The organism is Marinobacter sp. C2H3 (genome assembly GCF_037080155.1).
GTDB lineage: Bacteria > Pseudomonadota > Gammaproteobacteria > Pseudomonadales > Oleiphilaceae > Marinobacter.
Genome location: NZ_JBBBNZ010000006.1, coordinates 68,788 through 87,753, shown reverse-complemented (window position 1 = coordinate 87,753; position 18,966 = coordinate 68,788). Strand labels below are relative to the sequence as shown.

Genomic DNA, 18,966 nt, shown 5'->3' with positions numbered 1-18,966 from the left:
CGCGCCCGACGACCCTACTGTTCGGAGACCTGCCATGCTGGACCGTCATCATCTTGCCATCGTGGCCGCTGTCGATCGCGAAGGGTCCCTGACCGCGGCGGCGGACGCCCTGCACCTGACCCAGTCAGCGCTCAGCCACGCGGTGCGCAAACTGGAAGATCAGCTGGGCGCGCCGCTCTGGTTCCGGGAGGGGCGGCGCCTGCGGCCCACCCAGGCCGGCGAATACCTGTTGGCATTGGCCAATCGGGTGCTGCCGCAGCTTGAGCACGCCGAACAGGTCGTACGCCAGTACGCCCGGGGCCAGCGCGGGGCGCTGAGAATCGGTATGGAGTGTCACCCCTGCTACCAGTGGTTGCTTCGGGTGGTTGGCCCCTATCTGGAGCAGTGGCCCGACGTGGACGTGGACGTTAAGCAGAAATTCCAGTTTGGTGGCATCGGCGCCCTGTTTGGCCATGAAATTGATTTGCTGGTCACCCCGGATCCGCTCCATCGCCCCGGCCTTCACTTCGAGCCGGTATTCGATTACGAGCTGGTGCTGGTGGTCAGCCGGCACCATCCGTTGGCCGGGGCTGGGCAGGCCGATCCCGACCAGTTGGAGCGGGACACGCTGATCACTTACCCGGTCGATGTTGAACGGCTCGATATTTTCACTCAGTTCTTCCTGCCCGCCCACACCAGCCCGGCGCGGCACAAAACCATTGAAACCACAGACATTATGCTTGAGATGGTCGCGGCAGGGCGGGGCGTCACCGCATTGCCGGGCTGGCTGGTGCGGGAGTACGCCCGGCGCCTGCCCATTGTGCCGGTGCGGCTCGGAAACGCAGGTATCGCCAAGCAGATCTTCCTGGGGTTACGGGACGGTGACCGGAATCTGGCTTATCTGGACGGGTTCATGACCCTCGCCCGGGGTGTCGCTGGTGCCGCCGACATGCGGTAAACTGCGCGGAAAATTCCACAGGAAGCAGATCCATGAGTGACATCCCGGCAGATCTCAAATACCTCGAAACCCATCAGTGGGTGCGCGTGGCGGATGACGGCACCGCCACCGTTGGCATCACCGATTTTGCCCAGGAACAGCTGGGCGACGTGGTCTATGTGGGCGTACCGGAAGTGGGCGCGACCGTCACCGGCGGCGAGGAAGCGGGCGTGGCGGAGTCGGTGAAGTCCGCCTCCGACGTGTTCAGCCCCGTCACCGGTGAAGTGATTGCGGTGAATGAGCAGTTGGAAGACGAGCCGGAATTGCTGAACGAAGACCCGTACGGCGATGGCTGGATGTTCCGCGTGCGCCTGGACGATGCCGGTGAGCTGGACGGCCTGATGGACGCGACGGCCTACGCCGAGCACGTGGCGGCGGAAGCCTGACCTTGATGACCCTTCCTGTCTTGACACTGCGCAAAGGCGCCGAGCGGCGTCTGCGGGCCGGCCACCTGTGGGTCTACAGCAACGAGGTGGATACCCGACGCACGCCCCTGACCGATTTTGAGCCCGGCGACCAGGCCGAGCTGCGAACCGCCGGCGATAAGCCCCTGGGTGTGGTTTTCGTGAATCCCCACGCGCTGATCTGCGGGCGACTGATCAGCCGGGATCCGAGCCACGGTATGACCCCAAAACGCCTGACCGAGCGAATGGAACAGGCCCTCGCCCTGAGGGAGCGTCTGTTCGACCGGCCGTTCTACCGCTGGGTCTTCGGCGACAGCGACGGGCTCTCCGGGCTGGTGGTGGATCGCTTCGACGACACCATAATCGTACAGATTTCCACCGCCGGCATGGAGCGCCTCAAGGAGGCGGTGGTCCGGGCCATACAGCGCCTGGTGCAGCCGAAAGCGATCGTGTTCAAGAACGACGGCAAGATGCGCCGGGTGGAAGGTCTGAAGACCTACGTCGAGCAGGCCCACGGGCCGGAAGTGACCGACCTGCGGGTGGAGGAAAACGGCGTCCGTTTCGAGGTGCCCCTGGCGGGCGGCCAGAAGACGGGCTGGTTTTACGATCACCGGATGAATCGTCAGCGCCTGCAGGCGTACGCACCGGGCCTGAGGGTGCTGGATGTGTTCAGCTACGCCGGTGGCTGGGGCCTGCAGGCAGCCCATGCGGGCGCGGCGTCGGTGACCTGCGTGGACGCCTCGGCCAGCGCGTTGGATGCCGTGGCGCACAACGCCCGCCTGAATGGCCTGGCCAACGTGGACACCCTGGCCGGTGATGCGTTCGAGGTGCTCAAAGGGCTGGCGGACGAACGCCAGAAGTACGATATCGTGGTGCTGGACCCGCCGGCACTGATCCCCCGTCGCCGTGACCAGAAGGCCGGCGAGCAGGCCTACGCCCGGCTCAACCAGCTGGGCCTGCGGCTGCTGGAGCGGGACGGCCTGCTGGTCTCGGCTTCCTGCTCCATGCACCTGTCCCAGTCCGCCCTGATTGACATCATTCGTGCCAGCGGGCGCAAGATCGACCGGTTCGTCCAGCTGCTGGAGCAGGGGCATCAGGCGCCGGATCATCCCATCGTCCCGGGTATCCCGGAAACCGACTACATCAAAGCCTGCTTCGTCCGCTCCCTGACCGGGTTTTTCTGAGCGGGTGCCGGAGCCCGCGTTCGGGGTCAGATGAAAACCTTCATCTGACCCCTGATTCACCGCCAAACCCTCGGGGTCAGATGAACGCTTTCATCTGACCCCTGTTTCAGTCTCCGGGGCCAGATGAGCTCTTTCATCTCACCCCAGCTTTACCCAGCGTCAATCCCGCAGTGAAATCACCGGCCAGCCGGATGCCCGGGCCAGTGCTTCCAGCGTCGGGTCCGGGTCGACTGCGACCGGATGGTCAACTGCCTGCAACAGAGGTGCGTCATTGTGGGAGTCACTGTAGAACCAGGCGCCGTCCAGGGACTGGCGGCGGCTGTCCATCCAGTGGTTGAGCCGGGTGACCTTGCCCTCGCGGAAGCTGGGGACGCCCTCGACTTCGCCGGTAAAGCGGCCGTCGACAATTTCCGGGTCGGTGGCAATCAGGTGTTCCACTCCCAAGCGCTCGGCAATCGGCTCGGTCACAAATCGGTTGGTGGCGGTAATGATCATCAGCGTGTGGCCTTGCTGCCGGTGGCGATCCAGCAGGGCCTGGGCCTTGTTCTGCAGCATAGGCAGAACCTTGCGTTCCATGAAGGTGGCGCGCCAGGCCAGCAGCTCGTCCATCGGGTAGCGTGTTAGCGGGGCGAGGGCAAACCGCAGGTAGTGAAAAATATCCAGCTCGCCGTTCAGGTACTCCTGATAGAACCGGTCGTTGGCGCGGCGGTGCTCGGCTTCATCCACAATGCCTTCTTCCACCAGAAATTCGCCCCAGGCGTGGTCGCTGTCGCCGGCGAGGAGGGTGTTGTCCAGGTCAAACAGAGCAAGCGTCAAGGAAGGTCTCCGGGCGTTGGTCAGTCGAGGGTGAGGTAACGATGGGCTGACAGTCTACCACGGCGTGATCGGATCGGCCGCGTTTGCCGAAGCCTTGGGATTCTGTAAGAATGAGAGCAACTTGGACAATTCCGGCCGGTTAACTTTTAACCGGCAGCCGACTACTACGAGGACTGTGCCGTGATCGACTCAGACGGTTTCAGACCCAACGTCGGAATCATTCTGGCCAACCACAGGGGCGAGGTCCTCTGGGCAAGGCGCATCGGGCAGGATTCCTGGCAGTTTCCCCAGGGGGGCATCAACCCCGATGAAACGCCCGAGGAAGCCCTTTACCGGGAGTTGGGTGAGGAAATCGGCCTTACCGCCCGTGACGTGGAAATCATCAGCTGTACCCGCGGCTGGCTGAGATACCGCCTGCCCAGGCGCATGGTGCGGCAGAACGCGCATCCGGTGTGCGTTGGCCAAAAACAGAAATGGTTCCTGCTGAGGATGCTTTCCCCGGACGCGCAGGTGCGCGTTGACGGGACCGACTCACCCGAGTTCGACGGCTGGCAGTGGGTTAGCTACTGGTACCCGCTGGGACAGGTGGTGTCGTTCAAGCGGGAAGTCTATCGGCGCGCGCTCCGGGAACTGGCGCCGCGTCTCTTCCAGGGTATGGAGCAGTGGCGTCGGGCCGAGTTATCCCGGCGCCAGAAGGATTCTTCACAATGACGGGCTGATAGGGCCATGCTGAGCACACTGCGAAGTCTTGTACAAGAGGTAAACAGCGCCCGCGATCTGCAGGAGGCGCTGGATATCATCGTTTCGCGGGTGCAAAAGGCCATGGGCACCGAGGTGTGCTCCGTTTACCTGCTGGACCCGTCCTCCAACCGCTACATTCTTATGGCCACCGAAGGCCTCTACCGCAAGGCGGTGGGTCAGGTTAGCCTGGGTTATTCCGAGGGCCTGGTCGGTCTGGTCGGCTCCCGTGAAGAGCCGATCAATCTCGAGGACGCGCCCTCCCACCCGCGTTATCGCTATTTCCCGGAGACCGGGGAAGAGCGCTTCCGCTCCTTCCTGGGTGTGCCCATCATCCACCATCGCCGGATGCTGGGTGTGCTGGTGGTCCAGCAGCGGGAGAGTTCCCGAACCTTTGACGAGGGTGAAGAGGCCTTTCTGGTCACAGTGTCGGCCCAGTTGGCAGGCGTCATTGCCCACAGTGAGGCGACGGGGGCCATCAGCGGCCTGTCTCTGACCGGCAAGGAAACGCGGGACGTCAGTTTCAACGGGGTGCCCGGAGCGCCCGGTGTTGCCATTGGCACCGGTGTGGTGATGTATCCACCGGCGGATCTCGATGTGGTGCCGGAAAAACCGACAGACGATATCGACGGAGAGCTGGAGCGGTTCCGCACCGCCGTTCTGGCCGTGCGCGAAGACATTGAGCGAGTCGCCCGACGGCTGGCCAGTCAGCTTCGGCCAGAAGAGCAGGCCCTGTTCGAAGTGTACCTTCGTATGCTGGGGGACGAGGCCCTGCCCGGTGAGGTGGCTAACCGCATTCGGGAAGGCTTCTGGGCGCAGGGCGCCTTAAAGCAGGTGGTGCAACAGTATGTTCGCCACTTTGAACGCATGGACGACCACTACTTGCAGGAACGGGCGGTGGATATCCGGGACCTCGGCCGGCGGCTGCTGTCCCACCTGCAGGAGGGCGAGACCCGGCAGGTGGAGTTCCCGGAGCGCACAGTGTTGGTCAGCGAGGAGCTGACTCCCGCTATGTTGGGCGAGGTGCCCAAAGGACAACTGGTGGGTCTGGTGTCGGTCAAGGGCTCCAGCAACTCCCACGTGGCCATTCTGGCCCGCGCCATGGGCGTGCCCACGGTGATGGGGCTGGTGGACATTCCGGTGAACCAGCTCGATGGCCGGGAACTGATCGTGGATGGCTTTGAGGGCCAGCTGTTTGCCTCGCCGTCGGCGGACCTGCGGGCGTTCTTCCAGGCCATCTGTGATGAGGAGAATGAGCTGGTCCGGGGGCTTGAGGCGCTCCGGGACCTGCCCTGTGAAACCACCGATGGCCACCGGGTCTCGTTGCTGGTGAACACCGGGCTGATGACCGACGTGGTCCGCTCCCTGTCCCACGGTGCCGAGGGCATCGGCCTGTACCGCACCGAAGTGCCGTTCATGATCCAGGACCGGTTCCCGTCCGAGCAGGAGCAGCGGGAATACTACCGGGAGCAGCTTGAGGCTTTTGCGCCCAACCCGGTGACCATGCGTACCCTGGATGTGGGCGGCGACAAGGCGCTGACCTACTTCCCGATCCACGAGGAAAACCCGTTCCTCGGCTGGCGCGGCATCCGCGTGACCCTGGATCACCCGGAGATTTTCCTGGTGCAGGTTCGGGCCATGCTCAAGGCCAGCGAAGGCCTGAACAACCTGCAGATCATGCTGCCCATGATCAGCAACATTTCCGAAGTGGAGGAGTCCCTGCACCTGATTTACCGGGTGTACCACGAGGTCCGTGAGGAGGGCTACGACATCCAGATGCCCAAGGTGGGCGTGATGGTAGAGGTGCCGGCGGCGGTCTATCAGATCCGCGAGCTGGCGGACCGGGTGGATTTTCTGTCGGTTGGCTCCAACGACCTGACCCAGTACCTGTTGGCGGTGGACCGCAACAACCCGCGGGTGGCCCAGCTGTACCACTCCTACCATCCGGCGGTGCTGCAGGCGCTGGTGCGGGTCGCCCAGGATGCCCACGCGGTGGGTAAACCGGTGGGCATCTGCGGCGAGCTGGCCGGTGATCCGGGCGGTGCGCTGCTGCTGATGGCCATGGGCTACGATTCCCTGTCGATGAACGCCGCCAGCCTGCCCAAGGTCAAGTCGGTGATCCGCAGCGTGAGCCGGGACTGGGCCGGGCAGTTGCTGGACGATGTACTCATGCTCGATTCGCCCCACGTGATCAAGAGCTGCGTGGATCTTGCCCTCAGAAATGCCGGTTTCGGACGCTACCTGCGCCCCGGCCGGACGTCGTCCGCGGTGATCGCGGAGCAGACAGCCTAAGGAGTTCACCATGGTGCAGGATTCCCGACAACCGGCTCGGCCCCGGATTGGCCTGGCCCTGGGCGGCGGCGGGCCGCTTGGCGGCATCTACGAGATTGGCGCACTCCGGGCGCTGGATGAAGCGCTAGATGGCCTCGATTTCAACGATCTGGACGTCTATGTGGGCGTCAACGCGGGTTCCTTTGTGGCGGCCAACCTGGCCAATCAGATGACCTCCGCCCAGCTGTGCCGGATTTTTGTGCGCAACGAAGCCGAGGTGCATCCGTTCCATCCGGACGTGTTCTACCGGCCGGCGTTCCGGGAAATCGGCGCCCGGCTGCTGGCGGTGCCGGGCCTGGTTACCACGGCGCTGAGGCGGTTTGCCAATAACCCCTACGATCAGAGCTTTCTGGAGGCGCTCACCATCCTGGCCCAGGCGGCGCCGGCGGGGCTGTTCGATAACGAAGGTCTGCACGACTATCTGACGCGGGCCTTCACCAGTTTGGGTCGCACCAATGATTTCCGGGAATTGCGCCGCAGCCTCTACGTGGTGGCCACGGATGTGGAAAGCACCGACGCCGTCTGTTTTGGCGCGCCGGGGTTTGATCATGTGCCCATTTCTCGGGCCATTCAGGCCAGCACCGCGTCGCCGGGCCTGTATGTGCCGGTGGACATCGACGGCCGGTATTACGTGGATGGCACCTTGCGCAAGGGCCTGCACGCGTCCGTCGCGTTCGAAGACGGTGCTGACCTGGTGCTGGCGGTGAATCCGCAGGTGCCCATTGATGCCAGCGCCGCGGTCCGGGCCGGCTCCATGCAGCCGGGGGAATTGACCCATTCGGGCCTGCCGAACCTGCTGTCCCAGATGTTCCGCACGATGGTGTACTCCCGTATGCAGTCCGGCATTGCCCAATATGGCCGGGATTATCCGGACAAGGACATCCTGCTGTTTGAACCGACCCGGGACGACGCCAAGCTGTTCCTGTCCAACGTATTCAGTTTTCGCAGCCGGCGTATGGTGTGTGAGCACGCCTATCAGATGACCCGCCGTGATCTGCTGGCCCGTGCGGACGAGCTGGAGCCGGTGTTGTCCCGCTATGGCATTCGGCTGCGCCGGGATCGCCTGGAAGACACCCAGCGCACCATCAGCACCAGCCTCTATGGCGAAATGCTGCCGCTGTACGTGGCCCGGGGCCGCCAGCGCTCGTCCCCCAGGGGCCGCCTGGCAGCGGGCATTGACAACGTCACCCAGTTGTTTTCCCGCGCCCAGTAGCGGCTGGAGGGCGTATCGATAAGCCGATGTGCCCACAAAAAACGCCGGCCCGCAGGCCGGCGTTTTCGTTCCAGGGCAAGGCCCCGCACGCACTCAGAGAATGTAGCGGCTCAGGTCCTCGTCCTCGGACAGCTCCCCAAGCTTCTCCTCCACATACTCAGCGGTCACCTCGAATCCATCGGTAACCCGGTCACCGGCATCGTAGGACAGGCTTTCGAGCAGCCGCTCCAGCACCGTATGCAGGCGTCGAGCGCCGATGTTCTCGGTGGTTTCGTTGACCTTCCAGGCCACCTCGGCGATGCGGGCGATGGCCTCATCGGAGAAGGTCAGGCTCACTCCCTCGGTTTTCATCAGCGCGATATACTGCTGCACCAGGGAGGCGTCCGGCTCGGTCAGGATTCGCTTGAAGTCCTCGGGGGTCAGCGCCTGCAGTTCCACCCGGATGGGCAGGCGGCCCTGCAGCTCCGGAATCAGGTCGGACGGCTTGGACAGGTGGAAGGCGCCGGACGCGATGAACAGGATGTGGTCGGTCCGGATGGTACCGTACTTGGTGCTCACGGTACTGCCTTCGATCAAGGGCAGCAGATCGCGCTGGACGCCTTCCCGGGATACGTCCGAGGAAGTGTTTTCCGAACGCTTGGCGACTTTGTCGATCTCGTCGATAAAAACGATACCGTTCTGCTCCACTGCCTGGACCGATTTCTGCTTGATGTCCTCTTCGTTCACCAGCTTGGCGGCTTCCTCATCCTTGACCAGCTTTAGCGCATCCGCCACCCGCAGCTTGCGGGTTTTGCGCTTGTCCGAAGACAGACTGGAGAACATGTTCTGCAGCTGGCTGGTCATCTCCTCCATGCCCGGGGGGGCCATGATCTCCACCCCGGCGCCGGTGCTGCGCAAGTCAATCTCGATTTCCTTGTCGTCCAATTCGCCTTCCCGCAACTTTTTGCGGAACAGCTGGCGGGTGCTGGAGTCGTCCCGGGTACGCTGGCTGTCTTCGCTAAAGTCGCGGGGCGGCGGCAGCAGGGCATCCAGGATGCGATCTTCTGCCGCATCCGCGGCCCGGTATTCATGACGCTTCTTTTCCTGTTCCCGAAGCATCTTGACCGCCATATCGGCCAGGTCCCGAATGATGGATTCCACGTCGCGACCCACGTAGCCCACTTCCGTGAACTTGGTGGCTTCCACCTTAAGGAAGGGCGCATCGGCCAGCTTGGCCAGACGCCGGGCGATTTCGGTCTTGCCGACGCCGGTGGGGCCAATCATCAGGATATTCTTGGGCGTCACTTCGTCCCGCAGGCTGGCATCCAGCTGCATCCGGCGCCAGCGGTTGCGCAGGGCAATGGCCACCGCGCGCTTGGCCTCCTCCTGGCCGACGATGTGTTTGTTGAGCTCGTGGACGATTTCTCTGGGCGTCATGGCTGACATGTCGGGCTCCGAATCACGCTTTGATGGGCAGCACTTCGAGGGTGCGATTCTGGTTGGTGTAGATGCAGATGTCCGCGGCGATGTTCAGGCCCTTGTCGACAATGTCGTGGGCCGACAGCTCGGTGTTCTCCAGCAGCGCCCGCGCGGCCGCCTGGGCATAAGGACCGCCGGAGCCGATCGCAATCAGGCCGTTTTCCGGCTCCACCACATCGCCATTGCCGGTGATGATCAGGGAGGCGGTCTTGTCCGCGACGGCGAGCAACGCCTCGAGTTTGCGAAGGGCACGGTCGGTTCGCCAGTCTTTGGCCAGTTCCACCGCCGCCCGCGTGAGGTTGCCCTGGTGTTTCTCCAGTTGCGCCTCAAAGCGCTCGAACAGGGTGAACGCGTCGGCGGTGCCGCCGGCAAAGCCCGCAATGACCTGGCCGTTATAGAGCCGGCGAACTTTGCGCGCGTTGCCTTTCATGACGGTGTTGCCCAGGGTTACCTGGCCATCACCGCCCATGGCGACTTCGTCGTCCCGCCGGACGGAAAGAATGGTAGTCATGAGGGCTCCCGTTACCGAATAAATGGTTTCCCAGTTAAATGGTGACGGGCGGAGGCTTTTCAAGGGAGGTAATGGTTACCCTTCCTTAGGGATTTTGCGCACCAACGGCGAGATGCTCAGAGTAACGAGCTTGTCGACGGCGGCGTTCATCTTGCTGCGGTCGCTGAAGGGGCCGACGTTGACCCGGAACCAGACCGATCCCGAGTCGGTTTCAATCCGCTGAATGCTGGCGCGAAGGCCCTGGAAGGCGATCTGCGCGCGCTGGCGCTCCGCATCGGCCCGGTCCCGGAACGAGCCGGACTGAACGATGTAGTCATACTGCGTGAACGTTTTGGGCGGGCTGTATTCTTCCACCTGCGGCGGCACCACTTCCGATTCCGGCAACATGTCATAGAACCGGAACGTGGGCTTTTTGTCGTCGGCGGTGGTTGGCGCTGGTTGGGTTTCCGGCGCCGACGCCGTTGCGCGGGTGGGCGCTGGCGTCACCGGTAGGGAGTTGAGGTAGACAATAAACCCGATAAACCCGCCAACGGCCGCCAGCGCCACGATCCATTTCAGGGACAGTCCGCCACGCTGGTTGTTGACGGGCGCAGACGCGCGGGATCGCGACGCGCTTCGCTGTGGCGTTGGGCGACGCGATGTCGTGTCGCGGCGGGGCGTGGCGGCGGCGCGGCCGCTGCGCGATTTGCGGGCGTAATCCTGGGCCATGGGGTGCCTACATTTCCTCGGGCGCGCTCACGCCCAGCAGGTCGAGACCGTTGGCCAGCACCTGGCGAACCGCCAGATACAGGCTCAGCCGGGCATCCCGCAGGTCGGTGTCGTCCACCAGCACCTTGTGGGCGTTGTAATAGGTGTGGAACTGGCCGGCGAGCTCCCGCAGGTAGTAGGCCACGTGGTGGGGCTCACGCTGGCTGGCGGCGTTGGCCACCAGCTCCGGGTATTTCGCGAGCTGGTTGGCCAGCTCTTTCTCCTCATCCAGGGTCAGACGTTCCAGGTTGCCCAGGCACTCATTCCGGCCCCGGCTAACCCCTTCATCCGCGAGTTTACGCAGCACGCTGCAGATGCGGGCGTGGGCGTACTGGATGTAGTACACCGGGTTCTCGTTCGTCTGGGAACGGGCCAGATCAATGTCGAAAGTCAGCTGGGAGTCCACGCGGCGGGCCGCGAGGAAGTAGCGGGTGGCATCCCGGCCCACTTCGTCAATCAGGTCGCGGATGGTGACGTAGCTGCCGGCCCGCTTGGAGATTTTCACTTCCTGTCCGGAGCGGGTCACCATCACCATCTGGTGCAGCACGTAATCGGGCCAGCCCTGGGGAATATCGGCCTTCAGGGCCTGAAGGCCGGCGCGGACACGGGTCACCGTGGAGTGGTGGTCGGCCCCCTGTTCGTTAATGACCGTGGTGAAGCCCCGGCGCCATTTGTTCAGGTGGTAAGCCACATCGGGCAGGAAGTAGGTGTAGCCGCCATCTTTTTTGCGCATCACCCGGTCTTTGTCGTCCCCGAATTCCGTGGTGCGCAGCCACAGCGCGCCGTCCTGCTCGTAGGTATAGCCATTTTCCTGAAGCCGCGCGACGGTGGCCTCTACTTCGCCTTTCTCGTACAGCGAGGATTCAAGGAAGTACACGTCGAAGTGCACACCGAAAGCCTTGAGGTCCAGGTCCTGCTCCCGGCGCAGGTACGCCACGGCAAAGTCGCGGATGGCGTCCAGGTCGTCCGCGTCGGCTTTAGCGGTCACCTCTCGGTCGTCGGCGGTCACCGTCTCGCCGGCCAGGTAAGCCTTGGCCACGTCCACGATGTAGTCGCCACGGTAGCCGTCGGCGGGCCAGCGTTCGTCATCCGGTGTCAGGCCATGGACCCGCGCCTGAACGGACAGGGCGAGATTGTTGATCTGGGCGCCCGCGTCGTTGTAGTAGAACTCCCGGGTGACCTGATAACCGTTGGCGTCCAGTAGCCGGCACAGGCAGTCGCCGATGGCGGCACCCCGGCCGTGGCCCACGTGCAGGGGGCCGGTCGGGTTGGCGGACACGAACTCCACCTGCACTTTTTGTCCCTGGCCGGCCGTGTTGCGGCCAAACCGGTCCGCCTCTGAGAGGATGGTTTCCACCACTTCAAAAGCGCTGGCGGTGCTCATGAAAAAGTTGATGAATCCCGGTCCGGCGATCTCCACCTGTGCGACGGCCTTGCTCTCGGGCAGTCGGGCCACCAGCGCCTCAGCCAGTTGGCGCGGCGGGCAACCCGCGGCCTTTGAGGCCACCAGTGCGATATTGCAGGCGTAGTCGCCATGGGCCTTGTCTTTGGTGTTGCCCACCTGCGGGGTAAACGATTGGTCCGGGGGCAGGACGCCTTCGGATTGCAGGGTGGCCAGGGCGGACTGGAGAAGCTCGGATACGATCTCTTTCATGCTGTCGGCAGACTCGGATGGCAGAACGCTGAGTGTCGGGTGCCAGGGCGCTGGACCCTGAGGACTTGAGAGGGGCGTATTATCGCGGAAACGCGAAGCGTAATCAAAAAGGGCTGGATGTCATCCGGTCTCCTGTGGGTCCACGTCCACCATCCAGCGGACGGCCGAGGGCAGGCGCTGTTGGTCCAGGTGTTGGCAAAGGCCGCTCAGGGCGGCATTCAGATGGCCTCGCTGGTGGCTGAGTAGGACCAGTTGTGCCCGGTGTCTGTCGGCCCGGCGGGCAATGAGGGCGGGCAGGGGGCCCCAGCACTCCACGTTCCCGGCCGGTACCAGCGGTTTGAGCTGGTCAAGCAGTGCCAGGCTTCGGGCCATGGTGTCCGCCTCCGCACGTACGATAGTCATGTGCCGGAAGGGCGGGAACAGCCCCTGTTCCCGCTCCGCAAGCAGCCGAACAGCGATGTCCAGATAGGCGTCACTGCATAGGGCTCTGAGCAGGGGGTGGTCGCTGTGGCACGTCTGGATCAGCACCCGGCCGGGCTTTTCCGCCCGCCCGGCCCGGCCGCTGACCTGAATCAGCGTCTGGGTCAGTTGCTCCGGCGCCCGGAAATCGACGCTGAAAAGCCCACCGTCTGCGTTGACCACCACCACCAGGGTGACGTTTGGAAAATCATGGCCCTTTGCCAGCATCTGTGTGCCCACCAATACGCAGGGGGCACCGCTGTTCACTTTGTCCAGAATCTGCTGGATGCTGCCCTTGCGCTGGGTGCTGTCCCGATCGACCCTGACCACCGGGGTGTCCGGGAATGCCTCCGCCAGGGTGTCCTCGGTACGCTCGGTGCCCTGGCCAACGGGCTTGAAGCGTTCACTCTGGCATTGGGGGCAGGTGTCCCGGGCGGCGCACTGGAAGTCGCAGTGGTGGCAGCGCATGGCTCGATCGCGGCGATGATAGGTCAGGCGGCTGTCGCAGCGGGGGCACTCCATCAGGTGGCCGCAGTCAAAGCACATCATCACTGGCGCGAAGCCTCGGCGGTTAACAAACACCAGTGCCTGCTCGCCCCGGGCAAGGACGTCGCGGATCGCGCTCAGGGCCGGACGGGACAGGCCGCCTTCCAGGGGGCGGCTGCGAATGTCCAGCAGGGACAGGGTGGGTGGCCGCGCCGGCCCGGCGCGCTGCTCCAGCCGCACAAGCCGGTATTTGCCGGTGCGGGCGTTGTGGACGGACTCCAGGGACGGGGTCGCGGAGCCCAGAATGACAGGGCACCGGTTCAGGTGAGCCCGGTAGACGGCCAGATCACGGCCGGAGTATCGGAAGCCATCGCCCTGCTTGTAGGAGGTGTCGTGTTCCTCATCGACCACCAGCGCGCGCAGCCGGGTAAAAGGCAGCAGCACGGCGGACCGGGTGCCGACGAGAATGACCGGCTCCCCGTGGCGAACTTTCAGCCAGGTGTCCAAGCGGTCAGTGTCGTTCAGCGCAGAGTGCCAGACCACAATCCGATCGCCGAAGTACTTCTGGAACCGGGCAACGGTCTGCGGGGTCAGGTTGATTTCGGGAACCAGCACCAGTGCCTGGTCCTGATCGCCCAGGTGGGTCTTCAGATAATGAAGGTACAGTTCAGTCTTGCCGCTACCGGTGACGCCATAAAGCAGGGTGGCGCTGAAGCCCGCGTTCACAGCGGGTAATTGGCTGGCGGCCTCTGCCTGAGCGGGGGATAGCGTCGGCCGACAGCTCGGAGCCGGGGTCGCGTCGGCCACGTGTGCTGCTTGAGGTGCGGTCGGGTCAACCCGGGTGATCCACTGCTTGTTCGCCAGGGCGTCGATCTGGGTACGCTGGAAGCCAGCGGCTCGAAGAGTACTGTCGGCGACGTCGCCAGGCTGGTCCTTCAGCCAGTCCAGCAGTGCTTTCTGCCGGTGAGCGCTGGCGGGCAGGGTGGCTCCGGACCCTGTGTAACGCCAGACCATCGGGGCCGGCCGCTCCGCCGGCCGGCCCCTGCGCAGTGCCGGCGGCATGGCGGTAAACAGGCATTCACCGAGAGGGTGCTGATAATAGTGGCTGGCCCACTGGAGCAGGGCAACCGTTTCGTCCGGCAGCGCCGGCCATGGCTCCAGGGCCTGGCTGACCGGTTTCAGCGTGAGCCCTTCCGGGGGGGTACCGTTGGTGTCGGCCACCAGGCCGGTCAGCGTTTGCCGTCCAAACGGAACCCGCACCCGCTGGCCCCGGGTTAGCACCATCCCGTCCGGACGCTCATAGTCAAACAGCCGTCTCAGCGGGCGGTTCAGTGCGATTCGGACGGTTGCGGGCAAGGGGTGGCTCCGGAGGGGAAGGGGCGGATTGTGAATTCTACCTATCGACCAATGTCCTATCGGAACCACTACTTGCTTGGCCGGTGCAGAGCAAGTATGATTCGCGATCTGTTTTCGGTGCGGCATGATTGTGCCTCGCCACTCACTTTGATTCAAACATGCGGTGCCCGGCGCCGGCCTTAGTGCCCGTGACCTGGTAGCGGCATGACCGACCGAGGTTCGCCATGAAAGAAGGTATCCACCCGAAGTACGTTGACATCACCGCGACCTGTTCCTGCGGTAACGTCATCCAGACCCGCTCCACCGTAGGACACGACCTGCAGCTGGACGTCTGCTCGCAGTGCCACCCGTTCTACACCGGCAAGCAGAAGGTGATGGACGCCGGCGGCCGTATCGATAAGTTCAACAAGCGTTTCGGTGGTCGGATCGGCGGCAAGAAAGCCTGATCCGGAGCCTCAGCCGGCTCGCGAACAAAAAAAGCGCCTTCGGGCGCTTTTTTTGTGCCTGGTTGTTCGGTATGTGGCTCCAATTGCCCTCTGTGACGTGCTTGGCGACATTAAACCATTGGCGTATTGACTGGTCGGACCACGCGCAGCGTCCACTTGTTGTTTGTCGGAGGCCGGGACATAATGGCCCGCTCCGTCAGGGTTTCTGGCGGCCATCCGATAAATAAACGTGACAGACGGAACAGTGGCAATGTCTCAAGATCTGAAAACCGCAGCCCTTGAATATCACGCCAAGCCGCGGCCGGGTAAGCTGAGCGTAGAAATCACCAAGCCGACCCGTACCTCCCGCGACCTCTCCCTGGCGTACAGCCCGGGGGTTGCAGAGCCGGTTCGCGAGATCGCGAAGGATCCGGAAAACGCCTATCGCTACACCGGGAAGGGGAACCTGGTGGCCGTGATTTCGGATGGCTCTGCCATTCTGGGTCTGGGCAACCTGGGGCCGCTGGCCAGTAAGCCGGTCATGGAAGGCAAAGGGGTACTGTTCAAGCGCTTTGCCGGCATCGACGTGTTTGATATTGAGGTCAAGGCCGAGAGCCCGCAGGCGTTTATCGAAACGGTTGAGCGGATCGCCGACACCTTTGGTGGTATCAACCTCGAGGACATCAAGGCGCCGGAATGCTTCGAGATTGAGCGGGCACTGATCGAGCGTTGCAACGTGCCGGTGTTCCATGATGACCAGCACGGCACCGCCATTGTGACCGCGGCCGGCATGATCAATGCGCTGGAGCTTCAAGGCAAGAAGATCGAAGAAGCCACCATCGTTTGCCTGGGTGCGGGTGCGGCCGCCAATGCCTGCATGAAGCTGCTGATCAGCTGCGGCATGCGGTCCGAAAACATCTACATGATTGACCGAAAGGGTGTGATCCACGCCGGCCGCGATGATCTGAACCAGTACAAGGCGATGTTCGCCAACAACACGGACAAGCGCACTCTCGACGACGCCATTGACGGCGCGGATGTGTTCGTTGGCCTATCCGGCGCCAACCTGCTGACCGCTGAGCAGTTGAAGAAAATGGCGCCGAATCCCATCGTCTTTGCCTGCTCCAATCCGGATCCGGAAATCAGCCCGGAACTGGCGCGGACCGTGCGGGACGACCTGATCATGGCCACCGGTCGTTCAGACTACCCGAACCAGGTGAACAACGTGCTGGGCTTCCCGTTTATCTTCCGGGGCGCGCTGGATGTTCGTGCGACCACCATCAACGAAGAAATGAAGATTGCCGCCGTTAACGCCATTCGCGAACTGGCGAAGGAGCCGGTGCCGGCGGAAATCTGTGAGGCTTACGGGGTTGAGTCGTTTGAGTTCGGCCGTGACTACATCATTCCCAAGCCGATGGACGTTCGCCTGCTTGACGTGGTGCCGGCGGCTGTGGCCCGGGCGGCCGTGGATTCCGGTGTTGCCCGCAACCCGTACCCGGCGCACTATCCGCTCAAGTCCATGGACGACATTATCTGAGCGAGGGCTCACTGAGCCGCTGTGTCTAAAAAAGCGCCTCGGGCCGTCGGCCCGAGGCGCTTTTTTTGTGGCGTTTGATCGCTCAGAAGAGCTGTCGGGAGGCGCCGTCATCCGATGCGCCGTTTTGCTGATTCTCGGACTCCGGTGCCAGCGGAGGCGGCGCGTCCTCTTCGCGGAACAGTTCGAAAATGCCGTCCTCGCCGGGACGGGCGCGCAATCCGGTTTCCGGATCGATGCGGACGTTTACGATGCCGTTGGGGCGCGGCATGTCCGAGACCGGCGTGTCTTTCAAGGCAATCCGCATATAGTCGATCCACGCCGGCAGCGCGGTGCTGGCTCCGTATTCCCCCCGGCCAAGGGGGGTGGGCTGGTCGAAGCCGACCCAGACAGTGGTGGCGAGCTGGTAATTGAAGCCACTGAACCAGGTGTCCCGCTGGTCGTTGGTGGTGCCGGTCTTGCCTGCCAGGTCGCTGCGGTCGAGCACCAACGCCCGGCGGCCCGTACCCTTGCGAATAACGTCTTTCATCATGGAGTGCAGGATGTACACGGCCCGCTTGTCCGCCAGGCGGTGCATGAGCCTTGGCTCAGGGTGAGTCCGGTCAATGGTCTTGCTGGCGTTGTCCGCGGTCGCCATGGTGACGTCGTCGCTGCCCTCGGCCGCGATCGCCGGCCCGGGGGTCGCCTCGATGCCCCCGGGTGCCTCGTCCGCAAGGTCTTTTTCGCAGGCCTGGTCGCAAAGGATGGTTTCCGGCGCCTGGTAGACGAGTTCGCCCCGGGCGTCCCGGATCTCGTCAATCAGGTAGGGCTGGACATCAAACCCGCCGTTGGCAATGACGGCAATGCCCCGGGCCATGTCCATGGGGGCCAGCAGGCCGCTGCCCAGGGCCAGGGACAGGTTGTTGGGCATGTTGTCCGTGGGGATCTTCAGCTGTTTGAGGAAGTCCAGCACGTTGCTGATGCCCAGGTCCCGCAGCAGGCGGATGGACACGATGTTGCGTGACGTGTAGAGCGCCTCGCGCAGGCGGGTGGGGCCATAGAACTGGCCGGAAGAGTTTTCCGGGCGCCAGGACGTTTCCAGCTTGTCGTCATCAAACACGATCGGCGCGTCGTTGTAGATGGTGGCGGCGGTCTTGCCGTCAACCAGGCCCTTCAGATAGAGGAAGGGCTTGAAGTTGGAGCCCGGCTGCCGTTTTGCCTGAATGGCCCGATTATACTTGCTCTGGCTGAAGCTGTAGCCACCGCTGAGGGCCTGGATGGCGCCGGTATGGGCGTCCAGAGAAATCAGGGCCCCTTCCACCTGGGGAATTTGCCCGAGAGCCACAGTCTGTATCTGGCCCTGGCCGGCCACGTCGATGTCGCCCTCAGCGGGTGTCGCAGCCGGCTGTTGGTGAACGTATACCACGTCCCCGGGCGCAAGCACGTCAGACGGCTTGCCGGGGGCAGGCCCTTTCAGGTCTTCGGTTTTGTAGCGGCGGGCCCACGTCATGGTGTCGAACGGCATCACGACCGTGCCCAGACCACGAGCGTAAAGAGTCGCCTGGCCGGCCTTGTCGTTCACCGATAGGGTGATCGCCGGCCGCTGATCAGCCACCATGGGGTAGTTCAGGATCAGGTTTTCCGGGTCTTCGGCGGCGAGTGTGTCTGTGTCCAGATGGCCAATCGGGCCGCGGAAACCGTGCCGGTGATCATACGCTTCCAGGCCGTCACGCAACGCACGGGTGGCGGCTTTCTGTTTCTCGCTGTCTACGGTCAGGGTCACCGTGTAGCCGTCGCTGTAGGCGTTGTCGCCAAAACGGCGCACCATCTCAGCGCGTGCCATCTCGGCCACGTAGTCGGCGTCCACCTCGGGGTCTATGCCGTGGTAACTGGCCGTAATGGGGGCGGTGATGGCCAGGCCATAGGCATCATCGGTGATATAGCCAAGGTCCCGCATGCGGCTAAGAATCCAGTTCCGGCGCGCCATGGCCCGGTCAGGGTTTGCCAGGGGGTTGTAGGCGGAGGGAGCCTTGGGCAGGCCGGCCAGCATCGCCATCTGGGCCAGCGACAGCTCGTTCACGGGCTTGTCGTAATACACGTCGGCCGCGGCGGCCAGTCCGTACGCACGGTTGCCCAGGTAGATCTTGTTCAGATACAGCTCAAGGATACGGTCTTTGGGCAGTTCACGTTCAATCTGAAGAGCCAGCAGTATCTCCCTGAACTTCCGAATGAACGTGCGATCCCGTGACAAAAAGTAATTTTTTGCAACCTGCATGGTGATGGTGCTGCCCCCAGACTGTATCTCGCCAGTGGAGACCAGTTGAACCGCAGCCCGCGCCAGGCCTTTGATGTCGATCCCGAAGTGTTCATAAAAGCGGGAGTCTTCAGCCGCCATGAACGCTTGTAACTGAAGTGTAGGGATCTGTTCGATTGTGATTGGGGTCCTTCTCTTTTCACCGAATTCTGCTATTAATCTGTTGTCTTTGCTAAGCACCCGCAGCGGTGTCTGCAGCTTGATGTCCAGCAGCTGTTCCACCGGCGGAAGCCCGGGTCGGAGATAAAGATAAAACCCGGAAACGGTGATAACCGCGACACTCAGGCCGGTGAGAAATAACCAGGCAAAAAGGCGAGATGTACGCAACAAATGAGACATTTTTTTCTGACAACTGTTGGATATAGGTCTATCATCTGAGAA

15 protein-coding genes are annotated in these 18,966 nt (G+C 63.1%); 8 read left to right on the top strand and 7 right to left on the bottom strand.

What is annotated here, in order from left to right; genetic code table 11:
- Nucleotides 1-34: 34 nt before the first annotated feature.
- The 3 genes from V3388_RS15010 to V3388_RS15000 are packed head-to-tail and all read left to right on the top strand — an operon-like array spanning nucleotide 35 to nucleotide 2,564.
- Nucleotides 35-937: a LysR family transcriptional regulator gene (locus V3388_RS15010; RefSeq protein WP_336368393.1), complete on the top strand. Its 903-nt coding sequence runs from the start codon at nucleotides 35-37 to the stop codon at nucleotides 935-937.
- A 32-nt stretch (nucleotides 938-969) separates the two neighbouring features.
- Entirely contained in the window at nucleotides 970-1,362 is a 393-nt protein-coding gene (gene gcvH, locus V3388_RS15005) for a glycine cleavage system protein GcvH (protein ID WP_336368392.1), read from the top strand.
- Between the two features lie 5 nt (nucleotides 1,363-1,367).
- Nucleotides 1,368-2,564: a class I SAM-dependent rRNA methyltransferase gene (locus tag V3388_RS15000; protein ID WP_336368391.1), complete on the top strand. Its 1,197-nt coding sequence runs from the start codon at nucleotides 1,368-1,370 to the stop codon at nucleotides 2,562-2,564.
- Nucleotides 2,565-2,723: 159 nt separating this feature from the next.
- Here the strand turns inward: V3388_RS15000 and V3388_RS14995 are convergent, their stop codons facing one another.
- The gene (locus tag V3388_RS14995; protein WP_336368390.1) at nucleotides 2,724-3,380 is read right to left on the bottom strand and encodes an HAD family hydrolase; all 657 of its coding nucleotides are present in this window, start codon (nucleotides 3,378-3,380) and stop codon (nucleotides 2,724-2,726) included.
- 180 nt (nucleotides 3,381-3,560) lie between these two features.
- Here V3388_RS14995 and V3388_RS14990 point away from each other — a divergent pair, with 180 nt between their 5' ends.
- The 3 genes from V3388_RS14990 to V3388_RS14980 are packed head-to-tail and all read left to right on the top strand — an operon-like array spanning nucleotide 3,561 to nucleotide 7,662.
- Nucleotides 3,561-4,091 (top strand): RNA pyrophosphohydrolase, encoded by a 531-nt coding sequence (locus V3388_RS14990; RefSeq protein ID WP_336368389.1) that lies wholly within the window; start codon nucleotides 3,561-3,563, stop codon nucleotides 4,089-4,091.
- A gap of 15 nt (nucleotides 4,092-4,106) precedes the next feature.
- The gene (gene ptsP / locus V3388_RS14985; protein ID WP_336368388.1) at nucleotides 4,107-6,410 is read left to right on the top strand and encodes a phosphoenolpyruvate--protein phosphotransferase; all 2,304 of its coding nucleotides are present in this window, start codon (nucleotides 4,107-4,109) and stop codon (nucleotides 6,408-6,410) included.
- Between the two features lie 10 nt (nucleotides 6,411-6,420).
- On the top strand, nucleotides 6,421-7,662 hold the full coding sequence (locus V3388_RS14980) for a patatin-like phospholipase family protein (protein ID WP_336368387.1): 1,242 nt from the start codon (nucleotides 6,421-6,423) through the stop codon (nucleotides 7,660-7,662).
- A gap of 93 nt (nucleotides 7,663-7,755) precedes the next feature.
- On the opposite strand, the gene hslU is transcribed toward V3388_RS14980, so the two are convergent.
- The 5 genes from hslU to V3388_RS14955 all read right to left on the bottom strand — a co-directional run bounded on the left by hslU (nucleotide 7,756) and on the right by V3388_RS14955 (nucleotide 14,333).
- The gene (gene hslU / locus V3388_RS14975; protein WP_336368386.1) at nucleotides 7,756-9,087 is read right to left on the bottom strand and encodes an ATP-dependent protease ATPase subunit HslU; all 1,332 of its coding nucleotides are present in this window, start codon (nucleotides 9,085-9,087) and stop codon (nucleotides 7,756-7,758) included.
- A 13-nt stretch (nucleotides 9,088-9,100) separates the two neighbouring features.
- Nucleotides 9,101-9,631, bottom strand: a complete 531-nt coding sequence (hslV, locus tag V3388_RS14970; RefSeq protein ID WP_336368385.1) for an ATP-dependent protease subunit HslV — start codon at nucleotides 9,629-9,631, stop codon at nucleotides 9,101-9,103.
- A 75-nt stretch (nucleotides 9,632-9,706) separates the two neighbouring features.
- Nucleotides 9,707-10,339: an SPOR domain-containing protein gene (locus tag V3388_RS14965; protein WP_336368384.1), complete on the bottom strand. Its 633-nt coding sequence runs from the start codon at nucleotides 10,337-10,339 to the stop codon at nucleotides 9,707-9,709.
- Nucleotides 10,340-10,346: 7 nt separating this feature from the next.
- Nucleotides 10,347-12,032, bottom strand: coding sequence for an arginine--tRNA ligase (gene argS / locus V3388_RS14960; protein WP_336368383.1), 1,686 nt, complete (start codon nucleotides 12,030-12,032; stop codon nucleotides 10,347-10,349).
- Nucleotides 12,033-12,152: 120 nt separating this feature from the next.
- Entirely contained in the window at nucleotides 12,153-14,333 is a 2,181-nt protein-coding gene (locus V3388_RS14955; protein ID WP_336368382.1) for a primosomal protein N', read from the bottom strand.
- A 224-nt stretch (nucleotides 14,334-14,557) separates the two neighbouring features.
- Here V3388_RS14955 and rpmE point away from each other — a divergent pair, with 224 nt between their 5' ends.
- Nucleotides 14,558-14,779 (top strand): 50S ribosomal protein L31, encoded by a 222-nt coding sequence (gene rpmE / locus V3388_RS14950; RefSeq protein WP_336368381.1) that lies wholly within the window; start codon nucleotides 14,558-14,560, stop codon nucleotides 14,777-14,779.
- A 250-nt stretch (nucleotides 14,780-15,029) separates the two neighbouring features.
- On the top strand, nucleotides 15,030-16,295 hold the full coding sequence (locus V3388_RS14945; RefSeq protein ID WP_336368380.1) for a malic enzyme-like NAD(P)-binding protein: 1,266 nt from the start codon (nucleotides 15,030-15,032) through the stop codon (nucleotides 16,293-16,295).
- Nucleotides 16,296-16,377: 82 nt separating this feature from the next.
- Here the strand turns inward: V3388_RS14945 and V3388_RS14940 are convergent, their stop codons facing one another.
- Nucleotides 16,378-18,924 carry a penicillin-binding protein 1A gene (locus V3388_RS14940; protein WP_336368379.1) on the bottom strand — a complete coding sequence of 849 codons (2,547 nt, stop codon included), beginning with the start codon at nucleotides 18,922-18,924 and terminating at the stop codon, nucleotides 16,378-16,380.
- Nucleotides 18,925-18,966: the final 42 nt, after the last annotated feature.

Bases quoted from the DNA above. Each gene is read 5' to 3' on its own strand.
- V3388_RS15010 (WP_336368393.1), top strand. From the start codon at position 35: ATGCTGGACCGTCATCATCTTGCCATCGTGGCCGCTGTCGATCGCGAA.
- gcvH (WP_336368392.1), top strand. From the start codon at position 970: ATGAGTGACATCCCGGCAGATCTCAAATACCTCGAAACCCATCAGTGG.
- V3388_RS15000 (WP_336368391.1), top strand. From the start codon at position 1,368: ATGACCCTTCCTGTCTTGACACTGCGCAAAGGCGCCGAGCGGCGTCTG.
- ptsP (WP_336368388.1), top strand. From the start codon at position 4,107: ATGCTGAGCACACTGCGAAGTCTTGTACAAGAGGTAAACAGCGCCCGC.
- V3388_RS14980 (WP_336368387.1), top strand. From the start codon at position 6,421: ATGGTGCAGGATTCCCGACAACCGGCTCGGCCCCGGATTGGCCTGGCC.
- hslU (WP_336368386.1), bottom strand. From the start codon at position 9,087: ATGTCAGCCATGACGCCCAGAGAAATCGTCCACGAGCTCAACAAACAC.
- hslV (WP_336368385.1), bottom strand. From the start codon at position 9,631: ATGACTACCATTCTTTCCGTCCGGCGGGACGACGAAGTCGCCATGGGC.
- V3388_RS14965 (WP_336368384.1), bottom strand. From the start codon at position 10,339: ATGGCCCAGGATTACGCCCGCAAATCGCGCAGCGGCCGCGCCGCCGCC.
- argS (WP_336368383.1), bottom strand. From the start codon at position 12,032: ATGAAAGAGATCGTATCCGAGCTTCTCCAGTCCGCCCTGGCCACCCTG.
- rpmE (WP_336368381.1), top strand. From the start codon at position 14,558: ATGAAAGAAGGTATCCACCCGAAGTACGTTGACATCACCGCGACCTGT.
- V3388_RS14945 (WP_336368380.1), top strand. From the start codon at position 15,030: ATGTCTCAAGATCTGAAAACCGCAGCCCTTGAATATCACGCCAAGCCG.
- V3388_RS14940 (WP_336368379.1), bottom strand. From the start codon at position 18,924: ATGTCTCATTTGTTGCGTACATCTCGCCTTTTTGCCTGGTTATTTCTC.